Origin of the sequence: Mameliella sp. MMSF_3455 (assembly GCF_030733205.1) — a bacterium.
Classification (GTDB): domain Bacteria; phylum Pseudomonadota; class Alphaproteobacteria; order Rhodobacterales; family Rhodobacteraceae; genus Antarctobacter.
On sequence record NZ_JASHJL010000001.1, the window covers coordinates 158,587 to 176,897 of the forward strand.

17 protein-coding genes are annotated in these 18,311 nt (G+C 64.2%); 12 read left to right on the plus strand and 5 right to left on the minus strand.

Annotated elements, in window-relative coordinates; translation table 11 throughout:
- Window positions 1-86 precede the first annotated feature (86 nt).
- Window positions 87-1,277, minus strand: a complete 1,191-nt coding sequence (locus tag RBB42_RS00755) for a benzoate/H(+) symporter BenE family transporter (RefSeq protein ID WP_305968678.1) — start codon at window positions 1,275-1,277, stop codon at window positions 87-89.
- 497 nt (window positions 1,278-1,774) lie between these two features.
- On the opposite strand from RBB42_RS00755, the gene RBB42_RS00760 reads away from it, so the two are divergent.
- Genes RBB42_RS00760 through RBB42_RS00775 form a run of 4 tightly spaced genes read left to right on the plus strand, consistent with a single transcriptional unit; the run spans window position 1,775 to window position 6,427 of the window.
- A complete protein-coding gene (locus RBB42_RS00760; RefSeq protein WP_305968679.1) occupies window positions 1,775-3,268 on the plus strand; it encodes an ABC transporter substrate-binding protein in 1,494 nt (497 codons plus the stop codon).
- On the plus strand, window positions 3,265-4,209 hold the full coding sequence (locus RBB42_RS00765; protein WP_306043581.1) for an ABC transporter permease: 945 nt from the start codon (window positions 3,265-3,267) through the stop codon (window positions 4,207-4,209). Before RBB42_RS00760 ends, RBB42_RS00765 begins: the two co-directional genes overlap by 4 nt.
- Window positions 4,206-4,982, plus strand: coding sequence for an ABC transporter permease (locus tag RBB42_RS00770; RefSeq protein WP_305968681.1), 777 nt, complete (start codon window positions 4,206-4,208; stop codon window positions 4,980-4,982). The genes RBB42_RS00765 and RBB42_RS00770 overlap by 4 nt, the downstream gene beginning before the upstream one ends.
- Window positions 4,979-6,427, plus strand: coding sequence for an ABC transporter ATP-binding protein (locus RBB42_RS00775; RefSeq protein ID WP_305968682.1), 1,449 nt, complete (start codon window positions 4,979-4,981; stop codon window positions 6,425-6,427). Before RBB42_RS00770 ends, RBB42_RS00775 begins: the two co-directional genes overlap by 4 nt.
- A gap of 169 nt (window positions 6,428-6,596) precedes the next feature.
- Here the strand turns inward: RBB42_RS00775 and RBB42_RS00780 are convergent, their stop codons facing one another.
- Complete coding sequence (locus RBB42_RS00780) at window positions 6,597-8,843, minus strand: molybdopterin-dependent oxidoreductase (protein WP_305968683.1); 2,247 nt, start codon at window positions 8,841-8,843, stop codon at window positions 6,597-6,599.
- Window positions 8,844-8,981: 138 nt separating this feature from the next.
- Window positions 8,982-9,893, minus strand: coding sequence for a LysR substrate-binding domain-containing protein (locus tag RBB42_RS00785; protein ID WP_305968684.1), 912 nt, complete (start codon window positions 9,891-9,893; stop codon window positions 8,982-8,984).
- A gap of 117 nt (window positions 9,894-10,010) precedes the next feature.
- Between RBB42_RS00785 and RBB42_RS00790 the strand changes: the two genes are divergently transcribed.
- From RBB42_RS00790 to RBB42_RS00805, 4 genes are read left to right on the plus strand one after another with little or no spacing between them, the layout of a single operon-like run.
- Window positions 10,011-10,877: a pirin family protein gene (locus RBB42_RS00790; RefSeq protein WP_305968685.1), complete on the plus strand. Its 867-nt coding sequence runs from the start codon at window positions 10,011-10,013 to the stop codon at window positions 10,875-10,877.
- Window positions 10,878-10,936: 59 nt separating this feature from the next.
- Window positions 10,937-11,182, plus strand: a complete 246-nt coding sequence (locus RBB42_RS00795) for a hypothetical protein (RefSeq protein WP_305968686.1) — start codon at window positions 10,937-10,939, stop codon at window positions 11,180-11,182.
- A gap of 20 nt (window positions 11,183-11,202) precedes the next feature.
- Window positions 11,203-11,742: an NADPH-dependent FMN reductase gene (locus tag RBB42_RS00800; RefSeq protein WP_305968687.1), complete on the plus strand. Its 540-nt coding sequence runs from the start codon at window positions 11,203-11,205 to the stop codon at window positions 11,740-11,742.
- A gap of 1 nt (window position 11,743) precedes the next feature.
- A complete protein-coding gene (locus RBB42_RS00805; protein ID WP_305968688.1) occupies window positions 11,744-11,989 on the plus strand; it encodes a DUF2798 domain-containing protein in 246 nt (81 codons plus the stop codon).
- A 103-nt stretch (window positions 11,990-12,092) separates the two neighbouring features.
- Here the strand turns inward: RBB42_RS00805 and RBB42_RS00810 are convergent, their stop codons facing one another.
- Both RBB42_RS00810 and RBB42_RS00815 read right to left on the minus strand, forming a co-directional pair.
- Window positions 12,093-12,653 carry a HutD/Ves family protein gene (locus RBB42_RS00810; protein WP_305968689.1) on the minus strand — a complete coding sequence of 187 codons (561 nt, stop codon included), beginning with the start codon at window positions 12,651-12,653 and terminating at the stop codon, window positions 12,093-12,095.
- Window positions 12,650-13,636 (minus strand): membrane dipeptidase, encoded by a 987-nt coding sequence (locus tag RBB42_RS00815; RefSeq protein ID WP_305968690.1) that lies wholly within the window; start codon window positions 13,634-13,636, stop codon window positions 12,650-12,652. The genes RBB42_RS00810 and RBB42_RS00815 overlap by 4 nt, the downstream gene beginning before the upstream one ends.
- 100 nt (window positions 13,637-13,736) lie before the next feature.
- On the opposite strand from RBB42_RS00815, the gene RBB42_RS00820 reads away from it, so the two are divergent.
- The 4 genes from RBB42_RS00820 (at window position 13,737) to RBB42_RS00835 (ending at window position 18,142) form a co-directional block, all read left to right on the plus strand.
- The gene (locus RBB42_RS00820) at window positions 13,737-14,639 is read left to right on the plus strand and encodes a LysR family transcriptional regulator (protein WP_305968691.1); all 903 of its coding nucleotides are present in this window, start codon (window positions 13,737-13,739) and stop codon (window positions 14,637-14,639) included.
- A gap of 123 nt (window positions 14,640-14,762) precedes the next feature.
- Entirely contained in the window at window positions 14,763-15,776 is a 1,014-nt protein-coding gene (locus RBB42_RS00825) for a TAXI family TRAP transporter solute-binding subunit (RefSeq protein WP_305968692.1), read from the plus strand.
- Between the two features lie 3 nt (window positions 15,777-15,779).
- Window positions 15,780-17,687 (plus strand): TRAP transporter permease, encoded by a 1,908-nt coding sequence (locus RBB42_RS00830; RefSeq protein ID WP_305968693.1) that lies wholly within the window; start codon window positions 15,780-15,782, stop codon window positions 17,685-17,687.
- A complete protein-coding gene (locus RBB42_RS00835; protein ID WP_305968694.1) occupies window positions 17,684-18,142 on the plus strand; it encodes a RidA family protein in 459 nt (152 codons plus the stop codon). Before RBB42_RS00830 ends, RBB42_RS00835 begins: the two co-directional genes overlap by 4 nt.
- Window positions 18,143-18,311: the final 169 nt, after the last annotated feature.

Genomic DNA, 18,311 nt, shown 5'->3' on the forward strand with positions numbered 1-18,311 from the left:
CTGGCTTGCTGCCGCGAGATCGAGGCATGAGAAGCAGCCGCCGGCGCCATCTTCGATCAAGCCGTTGATGCCTGGGGATCAAGCGATCACTCTCGGGTGGTCTGTTCCCGATTGACCAGCGCCTTCAGGCCCCAGATTGCCACGCCCGCAAGAACACCCCAGAACGCGCCGCTGATCCCCAGCAGGGACATCCCGCTTCCGGCGATCAGGAAGGTCAGGGCAGGGGCCTCCAGCTGGTCCGCGCGGGCAAACGCGGCGGTTGTCGCGGCGACAAAGGCCGGGATCAGCGCCAGCCCGGCAACGGCCGTGATGACCTCTGTCGGGGCCAGGCTGGCCAGCGCGGTGATCGCTGTCGCGGCAAAGGCAAGGGCGACATAGCAGACGCCCGAGACGATGGCGGACCAGTACCGACCCGCCGGGTCGTGTCCGGCGTCCTCTCCGGCCATCATCGAGGCGGTGATCGCGGACATGTTGACCGGGATCGCGCCGAAGGGGGCGATGAGCAGGCTGACGATGCCGGTGCTCCGCAGCAGGAAGGGGCGATTGACGCCATAGCCGTTCAGCTCGAGCACCGCGAACCCCGGAATGTTCTGCCCGGCCATCGTGATCAGATAGAGCGGCAAGGCCACCGAGATCGCCGATTGCAGAGAGAAGCTGGGCGGAACGATATCGAGGACGGGACCCCAGCTGACAGGCGCTGCGTCGGGACGCGCCGATGGGTCGACCGACAGCAAGAGTACCAGAACGAAGACGACCACAGCCAGGGGCATCGCGGCCATGCGGTTCCAGGCCAGGCCCGCGACCCAGGCCACGACGATCGGCAGGACCAGAAGAGGCATGTTCCCGATCGCAAGCGCGGGGGCAAGGCAGAGTTTCAGGAGAACCCCGGCCAGCAGCGCGCTCGCGATCGGCTTGGGGATCGCGGCGACAGCGCGGCCCAGGCTGGGAACGATACCTGTCAGCACGATCAGCGCGGCGCAGATGATCAGGGCGCCCACCGCCTCGCCGAAGCCTCCGGCGAGCATGGTCGTGGCGGCCAGGAATGCGGCCCCGGGCGTCGACCATGCCACGGCGGCGGGGGTGCGGGTGACAATCGGCAACCAGATGCTGCAGATCCCCATGCCGATGGTGGCAAAGAACAGGCCCGTGGCCGCCTGGGTGTCCGAGGCGCCCATCGCCGTCAGCCCGGCCAGAACGATCGCAAAAGAGGCCGCGTAGCCGACGAAGGCAGCCAACACGCCCATGTTGAGTGCCGAAAACGAAAAGTCCTTGATCATGAAACAGTCCACTGCTGCCTGACTCGGTCCCTTACTTGACGGAGGACGAAGCGATCCGCCAGATCAGTCCTATCCGGATGCATGTCGTTTCCGCGCCGAACTGCCTTCGTGCCAATGGAAATGGCCCTTATTGGTGCGGGCGACTCACTCCATGTTGGTGCGTGTCTTTCAGGGCCGGATGGTCGGGTCCTCGATTCCGCAGCGTCTCTCCGCCGAGGTGCCGGTCCCTTGGCCTTCGATCCGGCGGGCCTTTGTTGGAGGCGGTTCGTGTCAGCGGCGAGGCCCTTCCCTGCGCTACTCCGGCACGCGTTCCCCGGCAGGGACTGCATTACACTGGAAGAACCGGTCGCCGTGAATTTGGGCTTGTATGTGTGATGTTATAACGTATTAAAAGCCGCAATCAGCGAGGCGGCAAGCTGACGCCTTTGCCCTTCGCCAGCTCCGGGTCTTGCGGTGTCGACATCCCCGGGACCTCAGTCAATCATCAGGAGACGTCAATGTTCCGAACTCTCTCCCTTGCCTTGTTCATGTCCGGCGCCGCCTTGCCCGCCCTTGCGACCGAAGGGGTGCTCGACGTGGTCGCACCCTTTGAACTGAAAGGGCCGGATCCGGTGCAATCGGGCAATATTCTCATCAAGATGGACGTGACCGAAACACTGGTGGATGCCGATGCCACCGGGGCGCTGTTGCCCGGTTTGGCGACGTCCTGGACCGTGGCCGAGGATGGGCTGTCCTGGCGCTTTGTCCTGCGGGACGGGGTGTCCTTTCATGACGGCAGCAAGATGGATGCGGCGGCGGTCGCGCAGTCGCTGGAACGGTCGCGTGGCAATGGCGGCTTGCTTGCCAAGGCGCCGATCCAGGAAATCGCGCCGCTCGACGACATGACCGTTCAGATCACGTTGAGCGAACCCTTTGCAATGCTGCCGTCCATGCTGGCCGAGTACCGTTCGGCCATCATCGCGCCCGCCGCGATCGCCGAGGATGGCAGCGTGACCAGCGCCATCGGAACCGGGCCTTATCGCGTAACGGACTATGCCCCGCCGAACAAGATGGCGGTGGCGGCCTTTGCCGATTACTGGGGGCAGGCGCCGGTGATCGCCGATGCGGTCTACCACGGGATCAGCCGGTCCGAGACCCGGGCCCTGATGGCCGAAAGCGGGGATGCCGACATCACGCTGACACTTGATCCGGCCTCTGTCACCCGGCTGAACCGTGCCGATGGCCTGTCCGTGATCTCTGTTCCGATCCCGCGGGTTCTGATGCTGAAGGTCAATGGCGCTGTCTTTGACGTGGAAACACGCAAGGGTCTGAGCCTGGCGATCGACCGGGCCGGCATTGCCCGCGCGGTGCTGCGGTTCCCCGAAGGGGCCACGCAGATGTTTCCGCCGGGCATGGCCGATTGGCATGATCCTGAACTGCCCCCGCTGGCCTATGACCCCGAGGCCGCAAGGACGGTCCTGGCCGAGGCCGGTTGGACCCCGGATGCCGACGGCATCCTGCAAAGGGACGGCAAGCGAATGGAAATCGAGATCCTGACCTATCCCGACCGCCCCGAACTGCCGCTTGTCGCCGCCGTCCTGGAACAGCAGTTCGCCGCGATCGGCGCCCGGCCTGTGATCAACTCCACAAACTTCTCGGAAATCCCGGCGAAACATGGGGATGGTTCCCTGTCGACGGCCCTTTTCGCGCGCAACTTCGCCTTGGTGCCCGATCCGGTCGGAACGCTGTTGCAGGACTATGCGCCGGGCGGCGACTGGGGCGCGATGGGCTGGTCGAACGAGGCATTTACCGCAGGGGTCAAGGCGCTTGCCGCCGGTTCGGCAGACGAAGGGACGCGTGATAAACTGGTCGCGACGCTGCATGCCGAACTGCCGGTCTTGCCGATTGCCTGGTACCAGTTGACCATGACCGTCTCGGACAAGGTGACCGGCGTGGTGGTCGATCCGTTCGAGCGGACCCTTGGCCTGTCGCAAGTCGGTTGGTCGCAATGATCGCGACACTTGCAAGGCCTTTGGGCTGGCGTCTGGCCCAGGCGTGGATGGTGGCCATCCTTGTCGGTGTCCTGAGTTTCCTGATGATGAGCGCCTTGCCCGGAGACATGATCTTTCGCATCGCCGCGGCCCGGTTCGGCTATGACAATGTCACCGCTGAAAACGCCGAACTGGTGCGGGCGCAGATCGGCGATCCTTCGGACCTGTCGGCCTTCTTCGATTGGATCGCGGGCCTGTTCCGCGGCGATCTGGGCCGGTCGCTTGTGACCGGAGAGGCCGTCAGTGCCGAGATCGCGCATCAGTTGGGGGCCACGGCACAACTTGCGGGGATCGCGATTGTCCTGTCGCTGGTGATCGGCCCGCCCCTGGGCCTGCTCGCCGGCCTGCGCCCCGGCAGTGTCCTGGACCGGGCCACGGTATTGATGGCCTCGGTCTTCAAGGCGACGCCGCAATTCCTGCTGGGCCTGGTGTTGATCGTCGCGGTTTCCATCGGCATGGGTCTCTTGCCCGCCGCCGGACACGGAGAGTTGCGCCACATGATCCTGCCAGGACTGACGCTTGCGCTGGGACTGGCGGCAAATACCACGCGGATCACCCGCGAGGCGGTGGTTCAGGCGCGTGGCTCTGACTGGTGGCGGTTTGCCCGCTGGAAAGGCATGACCGAGCCCCAGGTGGTCCGACGCCACGGCCTGCGCCATGTCGCCGTTCCGGTGCTGACGCTGATCGCCGCGCAATTCGTCGCCCTGATGGAAGGCGTTGTCGTGGTCGAGACGATCTTTGGCTGGCCGGGGATCGGACACGCGCTTGTGCACGCGGTGTTTCACCGCGACGTTCCGATGGTGCAGGGCACTGCGTTGGTCATGGGGCTGGCATTTGTCCTGGTCAATGCATTGGCCGATGTCGCCGCACGGCTGCTGGACCCAAGGGAGGCGACGCGATGACGGGGCGCCTTGCGGGGACGGTTATTTTTGCTGCCGTTCTGAGCTTTGCCTTTGGTCTGCCCCTGATCAGCGGTGCGGATCCGGTCAGCCAGAGCCTGATGAAATCGCTACAGCCACCTTCGGCGGACGGATGGCTGGGCTACGACCACCTGGGGCGGTCCATGTCGGCGCGGATGGCTGCGGCGCTGCGGCTGTCCTTGTCGATTGCGCTGGTGACGCTGGTCACGACGGCGCTGATCGGTGTCGCTCTTGGTGCTCTGGCAAGCTGGCGCGGAGGCTGGATCGACAGGGCGTTGGTGCTCTTCGCGGATTCCGTAGTGGCCTTGCCGGCGCTTCTGATCGTGCTGATCGCGGGGCTGATCCTGCCGAACCAGCCGCTGGCGTTCTGGGCAGGTCTGTCGGCAACGCTATGGGTCGAGATCTTTCGCCTGACCCGTGCCACGATCCGGTCGCAGATCGCCTCGCCCGCGGTCGAGGCGGCGCAACTGTTGGGCTTTGGTCCGCTTTACATCTTCCGCACGCATCTCTGGCCCGAACTGGCCCCGGTCCTGCGCGCGACCTTGGCGCTGACCTTTGCCGCCGTCGTCATGGGCATTGCCGCGCTTGGCTTCGTCTCAGTCGGCGTCCGTGCGCCGACCCCTGAACTGGGGTTGATGATGGTCGAACTGCTGCCCTACTGGCGCGAGGCGCCCTGGGCGTTGCTGCAGCCTGTGATTGCGACCCTGGCCACCTTGCTGGCCCTGACCCTGATCGCCGGAGGAGCAAAAGCATGACAGTGCTGCATGCAGAGACCCTGACCGTCACCTCGGGGCAGGGGACAATGGTTGCACCGATCTCGCTGGCGATCGAACCGGGGCAATGCGTGACCCTGATCGGGGAAACGGGATCGGGCAAAAGCCTGTTTGCGCAGGCGATCCTGGGCACCTTGTCCAAAGACCTGAGCGCCTCGGGAGGGCTGCGCATTGCCGGGCAGGACGTGGCCCTCGACGATCCGCAGGCGCTGGCCGGTCTCTGGGGCAAGGTGATTTCCGTCCTGCCACAGGAACCCTGGCGCGCGCTCGATCCCCTGATGCGGGCGCGGCAGCAGGTGGCAGAGGTCCATGCCCTCGTCACCGGACAGGCGAACCCCGAGGCTGCGGCGCAGGCGGATCTGGCGGCGCTGGACCTTGACGAGGCGGCAGACCGCTACCCCTTTGAACTGTCGGGCGGCATGGCGCAGCGCCTGGCCATTGCCGCCGCGCGGGCCGGTGGCGCAAGGATCGTCGTGGCCGATGAACCGACCAAGGGTCTCGACATCGCCCGCCGGGACGAGGTTGCCCGGCGGTTGAAAAGCGTGACGCGGGATGGCGGGGCGCTGCTGACGATCACCCATGACCTTGACCTGGCCGAGGCGCTTGGCGGCGAGATCCTGGTGTTGCGCAACGGGCGCCTCGTGGAACGCGGCCCGGCCGCACAGGTGCTGCGGTGCCCCTCGGAGTCCTACACCGCCGAACTTGTCGCGGCCCAGCCGCGCAACTGGCCGGACAAACCCGCGGCACAAGCCGGTGCGCCTGTTCTGACGGCACGGGGGCTGTCGGTGGCGCGCGGCGGACGCCGATTGATCGACGGGATGGACCTGTCGCTGCGTGCCGGCGAAGTCGTCGGTCTCTGTGGCCCGTCCGGCGTCGGGAAATCGTCGCTTGGGGACACGTTGCTTGGCATCACGGCGCCGGCGGCGGGCACTGTCCTGCGCGGAGCCGGCCTGGCGCGCGAGAGGTTTCAGAAGCTGTGGCAGGACCCTCCGGCGGCCTTTGCGCCCAAGCTCTCGCTTGGCAGGGCGCTGAAAGATCTCATGTCCTTGCACCGGATCCCTGCCGACCGGCTGCCCCCCTTGCTGGAAAAGCTGCGGCTTGAACCCGCCCTGCTGGATCGCCGCCCCGATGCGGTCTCGGGCGGTGAGCTGCAACGCCTGTCCATCGTTCGCGCGCTGTTGCTGGACCCGGTGTTGCTCTTCGCAGACGAGCCGACCTCTCGCCTCGATCCCCTGACGCAACAGCAGGTCATGCGCCTCTTGACCGATCTTGCAAGGACCAAGGGGATTGCGGTGCTGCTGGTCAGTCACGACCCTGGGCTGATCGCCAAGGCAACCGACCGTCAGATCGCCTTGTCGCTGGAAACCGCGCCGGACGAAGTGGCCAGCGCAACTGGCATTGGGACGGGCCGTCGCGCGCGATCCTAGGCCGGGGAGGGAGAGGACCGGTCATGCCGGCCCCTCTCTCTATTCTGTTCCAAGGTGTATTTTCCCGGCGGCGTTGATCGCGCGGGGGCCTGCTCTCAGTCCGAGACGAACAAAATGGCCACAGCCGGGGCCGACTCGCAGGTGGAGAACGCCATGCGCTTTGGCCTGTTCAAAGCCGCGCAACCTGCACCAGGGCGGTATGGGCGCTGCATCCCTGGCCAAGCCGAGAGGTGCCCTTGTCCAAGGTCAGGACATTGGGGTTGCCATCGGGGTCGATGTTGCCGCCCGGGTCGCCGAACCATGCCCCTGTCGGCAGGGCCACGACGCCCGGATTGATGTCGCGCGATACCGACGCCCGGGCGCGGCAGGCGCCCCGCGCGTTGTAGACCCGCAGCAGGTCGCCGGTGCTGATTTCGCGAGTCGCTGCGTCGTCGGGATGGATGACGAGGGTCTCGGGCCGTGCTCCCTCGACATCGGCAAGCGCGGACTCAAGCTGGCTGTGAAGCTTGTCGCCCGGCTGGGGAGAAACCAGGTGCAGGGGCGTCGCCGCGGTGGCGCTGCCCAGCCATTCCGACGGCGGCAACCAGACCGGATGGCCGGGGCAATCGTCGTAGCCGAAGCTGTCTATGGTGTCCGAGAATATCTCGATCCGCCCGGACGGAGTGCCCAGACGGAACGCCTCGGGGTCTTCGCGGAAAGGCGCAAAGAACGTGCGGTTCGGTCCTTCGGCTTTGATTGGCAGCTTTATCCAGTTGCGCTCTCGCAGGGTATCCAGTTCGGGCACGTCGATACCGACATGCGCCGCCGCTTCCCGGTATCCCGCGTAGAGCTTTTCGATCCATTCTTCGGCACTGCGACCTTCGGTGAACTGGTCACCCACGCCACAGCGTTCCGCGAGGCCGCTGAAGATGTCGTAGTCGTCGCGGGCCTGACCCACGGGCGGGATCAGCCGGGGCATATGAAACAGGTAGTCGTCCAAGTTGGTGCGACCGATATCCTCACGTTCGTAGGGGGTCGTGGCGGGAAAGACGATGTCGGCGCGCTTGGCGGTCGCCGTCCACCACGGATCGTTGACGATGATCGTCTCGGGCCGCTGCCATGCCTCGTGCAAGGCGTTGAGATCCTGGTGATGATGGTAGGGATTGCCTCCCGCCCAGTAGATCAGCCGGACATCGGGGTATGTCCTGCGTTGGCCGTTGAACTCGTAGGGGCGCCCGGGATTGCGGAGCATGTCGCCGATACGCGCCACCGGGATCGTTTCCTCGACCGGGTTCGACAGTTGCGGGAAGGTCATGCCGCGCAGCCCAACGAGCGATTTGCCCACGCCGCCGATCGCTCCGTAGCCATATCCGACGCCACCGCCCGGCAGGCCGATCTGGCCAAGCATCGCCGCAAGGACAACCGACATCCAGTAGGGCTGCTCGCCATGTTCGGCGCGCTGCAGCGACCAGGCCACGGTGATCAGCGTCCGGGTCGAGGCCATGCGGCGCGCGAGCGCGCGGATCGTGTCGGCGCCCACGCCACACAGGGGCGACGCCCAGTCAGGCGTCTTGGGCACGCTGTCAGTTTCGCCCAACAGGTAGGGCCGGAACCTGTTGTAACCAACCGTGTGGCTTGCCAGAAAGCCGCGATCGACCAGTCCTTCTTCCTCGAGCACATAGGCCAGCGCCAGCATCAATGCGGTATCAGATCCGGGCCGGAGGGGCATCCATTCACTGCCATCGGGCGCGTCTGTGCGTTGCGGACCAATGTTGATGCATCGCGTGCCCTTGGCCGCAATGCGATCGAACCAGCCGGCAGTCTCGTGCTCGGTGATGCCGCCCATGCTGACCTGCGAATTCTTCGGGTTGATGCCGCCGAACATCACCAGGGTCTCGGTGTTGTCGTGGATCGTCTGCCATCCGTCCTGGTGCTCGTAAAGCAACTGAAGGAAGTTCACGCCCAGCACATGCGGCATGATGGATTGTGCACATCCGGTCGAGTAGCTGCCAAAGGAGGCGACATACCCTCCGATGCAATTCAGGAACCTGTGGACCTGGCTTTGGGCATGGTGAAAGCGACCGGCCGATCCCCACCCGTAGGAGCCACCGAAAATTGCCTCGTTGCCGTGGTGGTGGCGCACGCGGTCGATCTCTGCTGCCGCGATGTCCAGCGCTTCGTCCCAGGGCAGTTCGACAAACTCCTGTTCCCCCCGTCCGCCACGTTCCCGCGCCGCCAACCAGCCGCGCCGGATCGAGGGGCGCGTGACGCGGGTCTTGTGATGGACAGCCGACGGGAGAATGTCGGGGATGCGCGAGGGGTGCGGATCCTTGGCAAACCCTCTGGTCGCGACGATCCGGTCGCCCTCCACGTCCACCTCGAACGCGCCCCAATGGCTGGAGGTCACCTTTGTCGATGGGGGGGATTTATCGGCCATGTGCCTTCTCCATACGGGTGCAAGCTCTCTGCCCGCGCTGCCTGTAGACATGACGGGGGTGAGGATTCCCGGCATCTTGCCACATCCGCGAGGACGTCTGCACCCGGTCTCGTGACGCTCTTGTCGAAGTCACCTTTTTCAGCTTCCGGTACCGTTCATGGCATCCGGCAATTCGCGGCGCAGAAAGGCGGCGAGTGCGTCCACCTGTGGCGGGTTGCCCCGCCGTTCGTGCATCAGCAGGCTGATCTCCGGCAACCCGGCGGTCCAGTCCGGAAGAAGGCGGCTCAACCGCCCTGCCGAAACATCCTCGGCGCAGACATAGGCCGGCAGGGCCACCACGCCGAGTCCTGCCGCGGCCGCCTGCTTCAACGAGACCATGTCATCGCTGCGCATCCGCGCGGCGTATGGAACCGAGGCGGTGCTGCCGCCGGGTCCTTGCAGCGACCACGAATTGCCACCGGGTCGCCACCCCAGCGCGAGACCCGGCCGACCCTGCAAGTCCGTCGGCGCTGCTCCGGTTCCGATCTCGTGAGCAAGATCCGGGGCACCGAACAGGTGCCAGGGGACATCCGTGATACGTCGCTGGATCAGGCCGGAGTCCGGCAGCAGCGTGACATGGCCGCGAATGGCGAGGTCGATGCCGTCGCCGATCATGTCGGCATAGTCGTTCGAGGCCTGGAGCCGCAGAACGACGCGCGGATTCTCGGCCAGAAAACGCGGCAGGATGTGGCTAAGCGCAAACTGCGCGACACCGACCGAACAGGATAGCGTGACGGCGCCTTCCAGGACGTCCCTGTCCTTGCGCACCGCTGCTTCGGCGGCTGCCATGCAGTCCAGCGCCATCCTGGCATGCCGGTAATAGGCCTCTCCCGCTTCCGTAAGGGACATGTGCCGTGAATCCCGGTTCAACAGGCGCGTGCCAAGAGCCTCTTCGAGGGTCCTAACCTGTCGGCTGATCCGTGACTTGGGTATGCCGAGCGTCCGTGCCGCGGCCGAGAAGCCCTGTTTCTCGACGACATGCACAAGGTAGTAGGCTTGGTTGAGATCCATTGCCCGACCTTCTCCGTAGTTGTTCTCGTTCCAAATACAGAACGAAGGGTTCCGAAATCAACGGATTTTCGGATCCGTGTCCCGTTTGTAGGTTCATGTTCAGCAAAGGAGGCGAACATGACCATGCAACACAAAGTTCCCGACAAGGACCCCGGCACCGCGATCACCGCGGTTCAGCATGGGGAGAAGATGACCCGGGGCACGGGGTTCGAGGCACTCAGCTTCATCCACCGCCAGCTCGACGGACTGATGGATCCGCTGATCATGGTCGATCATTTCACCATGACCGAGCCAACATTTGCACCCCATGCTCATGCCGGGCTGTCCGCGGTCAGCGTGCTGTTCGAGGACAGCACCGGCAGCTTTCGCAACCGAGACTCGCTGGGCAACGACATCGACCTGGCGCCGGGCGATCTCTACTGGCTGAAGGCGGCCAGAGGGGCGGTGCATGACGAGGCGCCGACGCCGGGGTCGCGGACACATGCGTTGCAGATCTTCGTCAACCTGCCGGCCGCGCAAAAGCTGGAGGCGCCTGACGCGCGCCATGTGCCCGCCAAACAGATGCCGCTGATCGAAGGCCCGGGCCACCGGGTGCGGGTGATGACCGGCCAGAGCAACGGCGTCACCGGGGCCATCCCGCCCGCCTTGCCCCTGACCATCCTCGATATCGTCTTGCCGGCGGGCGGTAATTTCACCCATCGCGCCGATCCCGGAGAGGCCACCTGGCTGCATCTCATCCGCGGCGAGGTCGAGGTCGAGCTTGACGGCACCCGTCACCGATTGAGCGGCGATACAGCGCTGGCCAGCCACGGTGCCGAGGAGATCCGCCTGCTGAGCGACAAAGGCGGCCAGGCCGTGTTGCTTGGCGGGGCACCCTTGCGCGAACCCTTCGTTCAAAAGGGGCCTTTCGCCATGAGCGATGCCGAGCAGCTGGACGCGGTGATCGCCGCCCACGCGGCCGGAAAGCTTGGCTCCATCGACTGAACCGCAGCGTCCTGCGGAACAGAACTCCCATCCATCCTACCAAAGAAAAGGAAACTCCAATGACCTATTCCAACCCCGAACCGATGACGCAGCACAACACCGCGCTTGTTCTTGTCGATCACCAGGTAGGACTGATGACCGGCGTCCGCGACTATTCGGTCGCCGAGCTCAAGCACAATGTCGTCGGCCAGACCCTTGCCAAGGTCCCTGACCAATTCCGGCAAGTCCGGGGAGGCGGTGTTTGCCCTGTGCTGGAAACGCAGGGCGGATGCCGCCTCGACCGGGCCAAACAGTGGAACCTTTGAATACAGACGGGAGACCACCCATGAAAATCATCGCATTCGGTGCCAGCAACTCCAGAGAGTCCATCAACAAGGCGCTGGCGCATTTCACCGCAACACTTGTCCCGGGGGCCGAGGTCGAAGTCCTGGATCTGAGAGAGTACGAGCTGCCGATCTTCAGCGAAGATCTGGAGAAAGAGATCGGCCATCCCCCGGCGGCCAAGGCGTTCTTCGACAAGATCGGGACCGCTGACGGCGTGATTGTTTCCTTTGCCGAACACAATGGATCCTATTCCGCCGCCTACAAGAACCTCTTCGACTGGGCCAGTCGGATCGATCAGAAAGTATTCCAGGACAAGCCCACCGTCTTCCTTTCGACCTCTCCGGGTCCCGGTGGCGCGGCCAGCGTGCTGGCTTCGGCCAAAGGCTCTGCCCGGTTCTTTGGTGTGGACCTGAAGGCGGCCGTTTCCGTGCCCAGTTTCCATGAGGTGTTTGATACCGCGACAGGGCGCGTCACGGAGCGGAACGCCCTGAACGAGCTGACCGCCGCGGCAAAGGCCCTCGCCGTGCTGGAGGCTGCCTGACATGCGAAATCCTGAGCGCCTTCACCGGATCGTCGGATCGCTGGTCATGTCGTTGTTCATGTCCGCGGCGCTATCGGGGGTCTTCAGTTGGCTGGAGTTCGGCCTCTCCTGGAAATGGCTGCATGTCTGGGGATCGAGCATCCTGATTGCCCTGCCGATCGCCTTTTCGCTGGACATGCTGTTCGGAGGCGGACTGCGCGTGCTGGCGAGCACACTGGCAGACAAAGCCGCAGGTACATGGCCATGACAATGAAGGTCGGAAGGGGCGGGGATCCCTTCCGACCTTGTGTTCCGGCCCCATTCGGGCTGCGAACATCCTGCACGGGGCTGATTGGCCCTGTGGTCAAGGTTCAGGTGGGGTGCAGAACCACAGACAGCAGGGTTGCGGCTCCGGTGAGGAGCGTTCTCGCCGGGATGTCCATGGCCAGGGTCTTGGCATTGATCGAGAACCTTGGTGATGTGGCGATTGCACATCTTCCTACGACACAGAAAATCGCACTGGGCGCATTCTCTGACCTCACGCTGCCATTCAGCCGAATGACCGAGACCCGTCCCGCAAGACGCACAGGGTCAAAGAACAGGTTCAGGTAACGGACCGGGCCGTTCACCAGGCGCCCTTCGATTGGCCGGGTTCCGTCGATGCTGGTCGGGACGAGGGGGGCAATCTCGTGCCAGTCATCCGTGCCAGCTTTCGCGATCCTTGTGCCTCGGCCTTCGATTACTGTGCTGATCCGCGTCAGTCCGGGAAAGACCGAATACGGTCCATCCCGATCGACGATGGCCGTACTCAGTCGCCAGAACAGGGTGCCATCGCGCATCTCCGCGCAGATGTCGGAGGTGGTGCCGCCTCCGTTGCGCCATGCCATGTCCGTCCAATCCTCGGGACCGATGAACCGACATGCGTGGTTCATGTGTGAGGTCCGAAACTCTCGTCGTAGAACTGGAGCCAGTTTCCGCCGATAATACCGGACACGTCTTTGTCCGAGAAACCGACGCGGCGCAGGCCCGATTCAAGGTTGGAAAAGTCCCGGTTGTCCCGGAACCAGTCCGGTTGCGGCGGGAAGCCGGCGGCAGAGGCCGATCCTTCGCCATAGTCCATTTCGCGGGTCCAGCGACCCACGCGCATCCATTCCACCACGCTGTCCGGTTGATCCTGGCAGAGGTCGCTGCCGAATCCGATACGGTCAGGGCCCATCAGGTCTGCTGTGCGCGCCACCATCTCGCAGAAGTCCTCCAGTGTGCAGTCGCTGCCGTCCTTCAGGTGATGGGGATAGAGCGAAAAGCCCAGCATGCCGCCGCTTTGCGCCAACGCGCGCAGCACATCGTCGGACTTGTTGCGCTTGGCGGGGTGCCAGGCCGAGGGGTTGGCATGGGTGATCGCAATGGGCCGGTCCGAGATCTCGATCGCCTCCAGTGTCGAGCGGTCGGCGGAATGCGACATGTCCACCACCAGCCCGGTCCTGTTCATTTCCTTGATGACCTGCCGCCCCATCCGCGTGATGCCGGGGTCGTCGGCTTCGTAGCAACCCGTCGCAAGCAGTGACTGGTTGTTGTAGCTGAGCTGCATGAACCGCACGCCCAGGTCATGGAGGACCTCGACAAGTCCGATGTCGGCCTCGATGGGGGCAGGGGTCTGAAGGCCAAGGAAGATCGCGGTGCGTCCGGTTTCCCGGGCCCGTCGCACATCATCCCCGGTCCGTCCCTTGAAAATCATGTCCTTGTGCCGTTGAAAACGCAGGTTCCAGTCCGCGACATTCGCGGCCGTGGCGCGGAAATCCTCGTGGTAGGCAATTGTGACATGCACCGCGTCCAGACCGCCTTTGCGCATCTGGTCGAAGATTTTCGGAGACCAATTGGCGTATTGGAGGCAGTCGATCCGGTAAGTCTGGGGCATGGAACTCTCTAGTCTGCAAAGGTCATGCAACTATGGCGCGCCAGGGTGGCTTCAGTCACACTCAAATATTTGAACCCAACTTAAGAATCGTTGAAACACTATGGCCATCAAGATCGAAATGCTCCGCTGTTTTGTCGCCGTCGCGGAGCATGGCAACCTGAACGACGCGGCAAACCGGTTGGGGCGCACGCCATCGGCAGTGTCCATGTCGCTCAAGCAACTGACGGATCATCTGGGTGCGCCGCTGTTCGAAAGCGACCGCAAGAACCGCCTCACGACGCTGGGACAATTGGTCCTGACAGAGGCGCGCGCCGGGACAGCGCAATTCGACCGATGCATCGAGTCCATCGTGCAGATGACGCAGGCCCGCAGTGGAATTGTCAGGGTTGGAGCGGTTCCTTCGGTGACGACGGCGATCCTGCCGGACGTGGTGCAAAGTTTCGTGCACGATCGGCCGGACGTGGTGATCCAGGTGCGCGACATGGATTCCGGCACCGTTCAGCGAGAGGTCGAACTTGGCCGCATCGACATCGGCATCGGATCCGGCCGGGGCCCGACCGGTGCGCTGAGACGTGTCGTCCTGTTTTCGGAACCGTTCGGCGTGATCTGCGCGGTCGATCATCCTCTGGCCGCCTCCACGGCGCCTTTGTCCTGGGAGGATCTGGCCAGGGTCCCCGTCATCTCGAACGCTTCCGGGGACGTGATCGAAAATGCCGCCTTCCGGGCCATAGACGAGGCGGCAAACCTGCGAATCCGCAACACGGCTTCTGTTCTGGGCATGGTCCGGGCAGGTGTCGGTGTGACGGTTCTGCCGCGTCTCGCGATCGAAGGGCTGGGTCCCGGATTGGTCTTTGTCCCCTTGGCCGATCCGACAGCACGCCGACACGTCGAAATCATGACCCGTGCCCAGTCTGAAATGGTCCCGGTCGCAAGCGCCTTTGAAAAGGCGGTGATCGAAGGTATCGACCGCGCGAAGCGCGAAGAGAGGATCATTCCGAACTGACTTCAATGAATCTGAAGTTCGGGACATAAGTTTTTAATTGATTGAAGCTGCGCCTCCGCGTCTCCTGTGGCCAATACCTACGGCCGCACGGACGATGCCGTGCTTGTGATGATGGAGACCAAAATGACCGACACACTCACCCGCCGCAGATTGCTTGCCACGGCTGCCGCCGCGCTGCCTGTTGCCGCGATGCCGCGACTGTCTGTTGCCCAGGCGCCGGACTTCCTGACCATCGGGGGCGGTCCTTCGGGCGGTGTGTTTGGCATCGTCGGCACAGGTGTGGCCGACATCCTGTCCCGGGTCTTCCCCTCGTCGATCATCGATGTGCAGCCCGGCGGCTCTGGCCCGAACCTCCTGCGGGTGCGGGATGGCAAGGCGGATCTTGGCATCACCTCGGCAAACAATGCCCTGGACGCCTGGGAAGGCCGCGATCCGGCCACTCCGGACCGTCCGGTGCAAAACGCACGCGGGCTGATGAACATCATGCAGAGTGCCATCCAGATCTGGGTGGATGCCGACAGCGACATCCGCTCGCTCGACGATCTGCGTGGCAAGCAGGTCAGCGCCGGCCAGCCGGGACAGACCTCGTGGCTGGCCTTCGAAAACCTGCTGGCTGCCGCCGGCATGACCACGGACGATATCGAGGCAGATGGTGGCAAGCTGCACCCGCTCAGCTGGAGCGAGTCGCACGAGGCGCTGCGCAATGGCCAGCTGGACGCGGTGATGTGGCTTTCGCTCTGGCCGCATCCGACGGTCATGCAGAACGAAACCGTGCGCAAGATGCGTGCGCTGTCCTTCGACTCGGCGGTTCTGGACAAGTTCATGGCGGACAGCGGCGCCGGGTTCGAGCGCGTAACCTTGCCCGCAGGACTGTTCGAAGGGCAGGATGTTCCGGCCGATACGGTGGGGACCAACACCATCCTCTTCGCGTCTGCGGACATGCCGGACGACACGGCCTATGCCATCGTCAAGCAGCTTTGGGAAAACCTCGACGACTTCAAGGCAGTGCATTCGCTGCTTGGCAATATCTCCGAGGAGACGGTGGGCCGCGGCATGATCATCCCGCTGCATCCCGGCGCCAAGGCCTATTTCGAAGAGATGGGTATCCCTTACTCTGAATCGTCGCTGGGAGCCTGACACATGACGGAGGTCGCGGCAGAGCAGATTCAGGGGAAAGGCTACAGGAACGGTGCAGTCACCGCCCTGGCCCTGATCATGATTGCATTTCACCTTGCCGCGGCCTCGCCGTTCTGGCTGGCGCCGAACCTGGTATTGCGGGCCGCCCATGCCTTGATGGCGGTCATCGTGATACTGCTGCTGATGCCCGCTGCCCGACACAGGGCAGGGGTCATTGTCGATGTGATCCTCGGTGTGTTGGCAGTGGTTTCGCTTGGCTACGCGGTCCTGTTCGAACCGTCGATCGTGGTCCGGCCACCCTGGACACAAGAGGCCACGCCAGTCGAGTTGTTCGTCGCGCTCGGCGCCCTGGTTGTTGTCGTCGAAGCGACGCGGCGCGCCCTTGGCATGGCCATTGTCTGGCTCTGCCTGATCTTCATTGCCTACGCCTTTGTCGGGCCAGAGTTGAGGTTCGTGAGTTGGCTGCGTCCGCTGGCGCATGGCGGCGTCGGGCTGAGCGAATTCGTCGACCAGATGTACTTCAGCTTCGAGGGCATCTTCGGCACGGCCCTTGGCGTGTCGGCGGAATACATCTTTCTTTTCGTGATGTTCGGTGCCGTTCTTCAAGTCGCGGGGGGCGGTGACTTTTTCATCACCATCACCCGGGCCATGACCGGACAGACCCGGGGCGGCCCGGCCAAGATCGCCGTGGTGGCCAGTGGCCTCATGGGAATGATGTCCGGCAGTTCCGTGGCCAATGTCGCCACGACGGGATCTCTGACGATCCCCATGATGCTCAAGCTGGGGTATCCACGTCGCTTTGCAGGCGCGGTCGAGGCCATCGCCTCGACTGGGGGCCAGATAACGCCGCCGATCATGGGGGCCGCGGCCTTCCTCATGGCTGCGATCCTGGGAATTCCCTATCTCGAAGTGGTTGCCGCCGCTCTCTTGCCTGCCGTGCTGTTCTACGTCGCCTTGTTGCTGGCCGTGCACCTGGCGTCTCTCAAGCTGGACCTGCAGCCGCTGGCCAAGGCCGAGGCAGGCTCGACCCGTCGCGTGCTGGCCTCTGGCTGGACCTTCCTGATCCCGGTCGTCCTGCTGGTCACCCTGATGCTGCAGGGGTACTCGCCGGGATACAGCGCCTTTTTCGGGGTCTTGGCAGCGATTGCCGTTCCCTATTTGCGACCCTCAACCTTTATCGGCTGGCGGCAGTTGGTCGCCGGTGTGCGACTGGGTGTCGAAGGTGCGGCCGTGGTCGCCGTCGCCTGCGCCTCGGCGGGGATCATTGTCGGGATCGTCCAGATCTCGGGACTTGGGTTCAAGTTCAGCTCGGTGGTCACCGGCTTTGCCGGCGGGTCGCTGGATGTGGCGCTGGTCCTGGCGATGATCGCGGCCTTCATCTTTGGCATGGGGATGCCGACGACCGCGGCCTACATCGTGCAGGCCACGCTGGTCGCGCCCGCCCTGACGAAACTGGGGGCCGATCCTCTGGCCGCGCATATGTTCGTCTTCTATTACGCCGTTCTTGGCCAGATCACGCCACCGCTGGCCGTGGCCGCCTATGCGGCGGCGCCGATTGCCGGCGAAAAGGCCAGCCGGGTGGGTTGGACCGCCTTCCTGATCGGCCTGCCGATCTACATCGTGCCGTTCATGTTCGTCTCGAACACCGTCCTCCTGACGCCTGAGGGGTCGCTGGACCTGCTCTACACTCTGGGCCGCTCGGTCCTGGCTGTCGGCGCCCTGTCGGCGGTCGTGATCGGCTGGCTGTTCGGCGCGCGGCTGTCGCTGGTGGGACGGGCGGGGCTGGTCGGCACGGCGATCCTGATGGTGCACCCGGGCGGATGGACCTCGCTCACGGGGCTTGTTCTGCTGGCCGGTGTCTATGGCCTCCAGCGTCGCAGCCTGCATATGAAAGAAAGCGTTGCCCAATGAGTCAAGACCTCGTCCTGCCCGACCCAATCGGGACCGAGTACCAATATGTCATGGCGGCACGACACGGTCGTGTCATCCTGCTGGCCAGTCAGATCCCCAAGACCGACCCTCGGACAATCCATGCGGCAGGCCGGTGTGGAGAAGCGATCGACATGGAGACCGCCTGCGAAAGTGCGCGTCTTGCGGCAGGACAGGTTCTTGCCTGGCTGGCGCAGGAGCGTCTTCCCGACGAGGAGGTCGACCGCGTCCTACGCTTGCAGGTTTATGTTGCTGTCGGGGATGACGGTTTCGACATCTCCACCGTGGCCGATGCCGCATCCGAGAGGATCATTGCATCGCTGGGCCCGGCGGGGCGGCACCCGAGGACCGTGCTCGGCGTGAGTCGCCTGCCGCGAAACGCGCCGGTGATGCTGGAGGCGACGGTTGCTCTCAAATCCGCCGAGCCAAGCGCCTAATAGTCGGCTTTCCAGTGGCAGCCGCCTGCACTTGATGGATTGGCAGGATCACGCGCCGAAAGCGCGCCTGCGAACTTCGACGACAGCCGCAATGGTACTGACGCTGGCGTTTCGACCCTTCGTGCATGGGCGGGCGTGATTTCGGGATGTCTGGCAGCAGACCGGTTTC

Coding starts and splice junctions, on each gene's coding strand:
- RBB42_RS00755 (WP_305968678.1), bottom strand. CDS start 1,277: ATGATCAAGGACTTTTCGTTTTCGGCACTCAACATGGGCGTGTTGGCT.
- RBB42_RS00760 (WP_305968679.1), top strand. CDS start 1,775: ATGTTCCGAACTCTCTCCCTTGCCTTGTTCATGTCCGGCGCCGCCTTG.
- RBB42_RS00765 (WP_306043581.1), top strand. CDS start 3,265: ATGATCGCGACACTTGCAAGGCCTTTGGGCTGGCGTCTGGCCCAGGCG.
- RBB42_RS00770 (WP_305968681.1), top strand. CDS start 4,206: ATGACGGGGCGCCTTGCGGGGACGGTTATTTTTGCTGCCGTTCTGAGC.
- RBB42_RS00775 (WP_305968682.1), top strand. CDS start 4,979: ATGACAGTGCTGCATGCAGAGACCCTGACCGTCACCTCGGGGCAGGGG.
- RBB42_RS00780 (WP_305968683.1), bottom strand. CDS start 8,843: ATGGCCGATAAATCCCCCCCATCGACAAAGGTGACCTCCAGCCATTGG.
- RBB42_RS00785 (WP_305968684.1), bottom strand. CDS start 9,893: ATGGATCTCAACCAAGCCTACTACCTTGTGCATGTCGTCGAGAAACAG.
- RBB42_RS00790 (WP_305968685.1), top strand. CDS start 10,011: ATGACCATGCAACACAAAGTTCCCGACAAGGACCCCGGCACCGCGATC.
- RBB42_RS00795 (WP_305968686.1), top strand. CDS start 10,937: ATGACCTATTCCAACCCCGAACCGATGACGCAGCACAACACCGCGCTT.
- RBB42_RS00800 (WP_305968687.1), top strand. CDS start 11,203: ATGAAAATCATCGCATTCGGTGCCAGCAACTCCAGAGAGTCCATCAAC.
- RBB42_RS00805 (WP_305968688.1), top strand. CDS start 11,744: ATGCGAAATCCTGAGCGCCTTCACCGGATCGTCGGATCGCTGGTCATG.
- RBB42_RS00810 (WP_305968689.1), bottom strand. CDS start 12,653: ATGAACCACGCATGTCGGTTCATCGGTCCCGAGGATTGGACGGACATG.
- RBB42_RS00815 (WP_305968690.1), bottom strand. CDS start 13,636: ATGCCCCAGACTTACCGGATCGACTGCCTCCAATACGCCAATTGGTCT.
- RBB42_RS00820 (WP_305968691.1), top strand. CDS start 13,737: ATGGCCATCAAGATCGAAATGCTCCGCTGTTTTGTCGCCGTCGCGGAG.
- RBB42_RS00825 (WP_305968692.1), top strand. CDS start 14,763: ATGACCGACACACTCACCCGCCGCAGATTGCTTGCCACGGCTGCCGCC.
- RBB42_RS00830 (WP_305968693.1), top strand. CDS start 15,780: ATGACGGAGGTCGCGGCAGAGCAGATTCAGGGGAAAGGCTACAGGAAC.
- RBB42_RS00835 (WP_305968694.1), top strand. CDS start 17,684: ATGAGTCAAGACCTCGTCCTGCCCGACCCAATCGGGACCGAGTACCAA.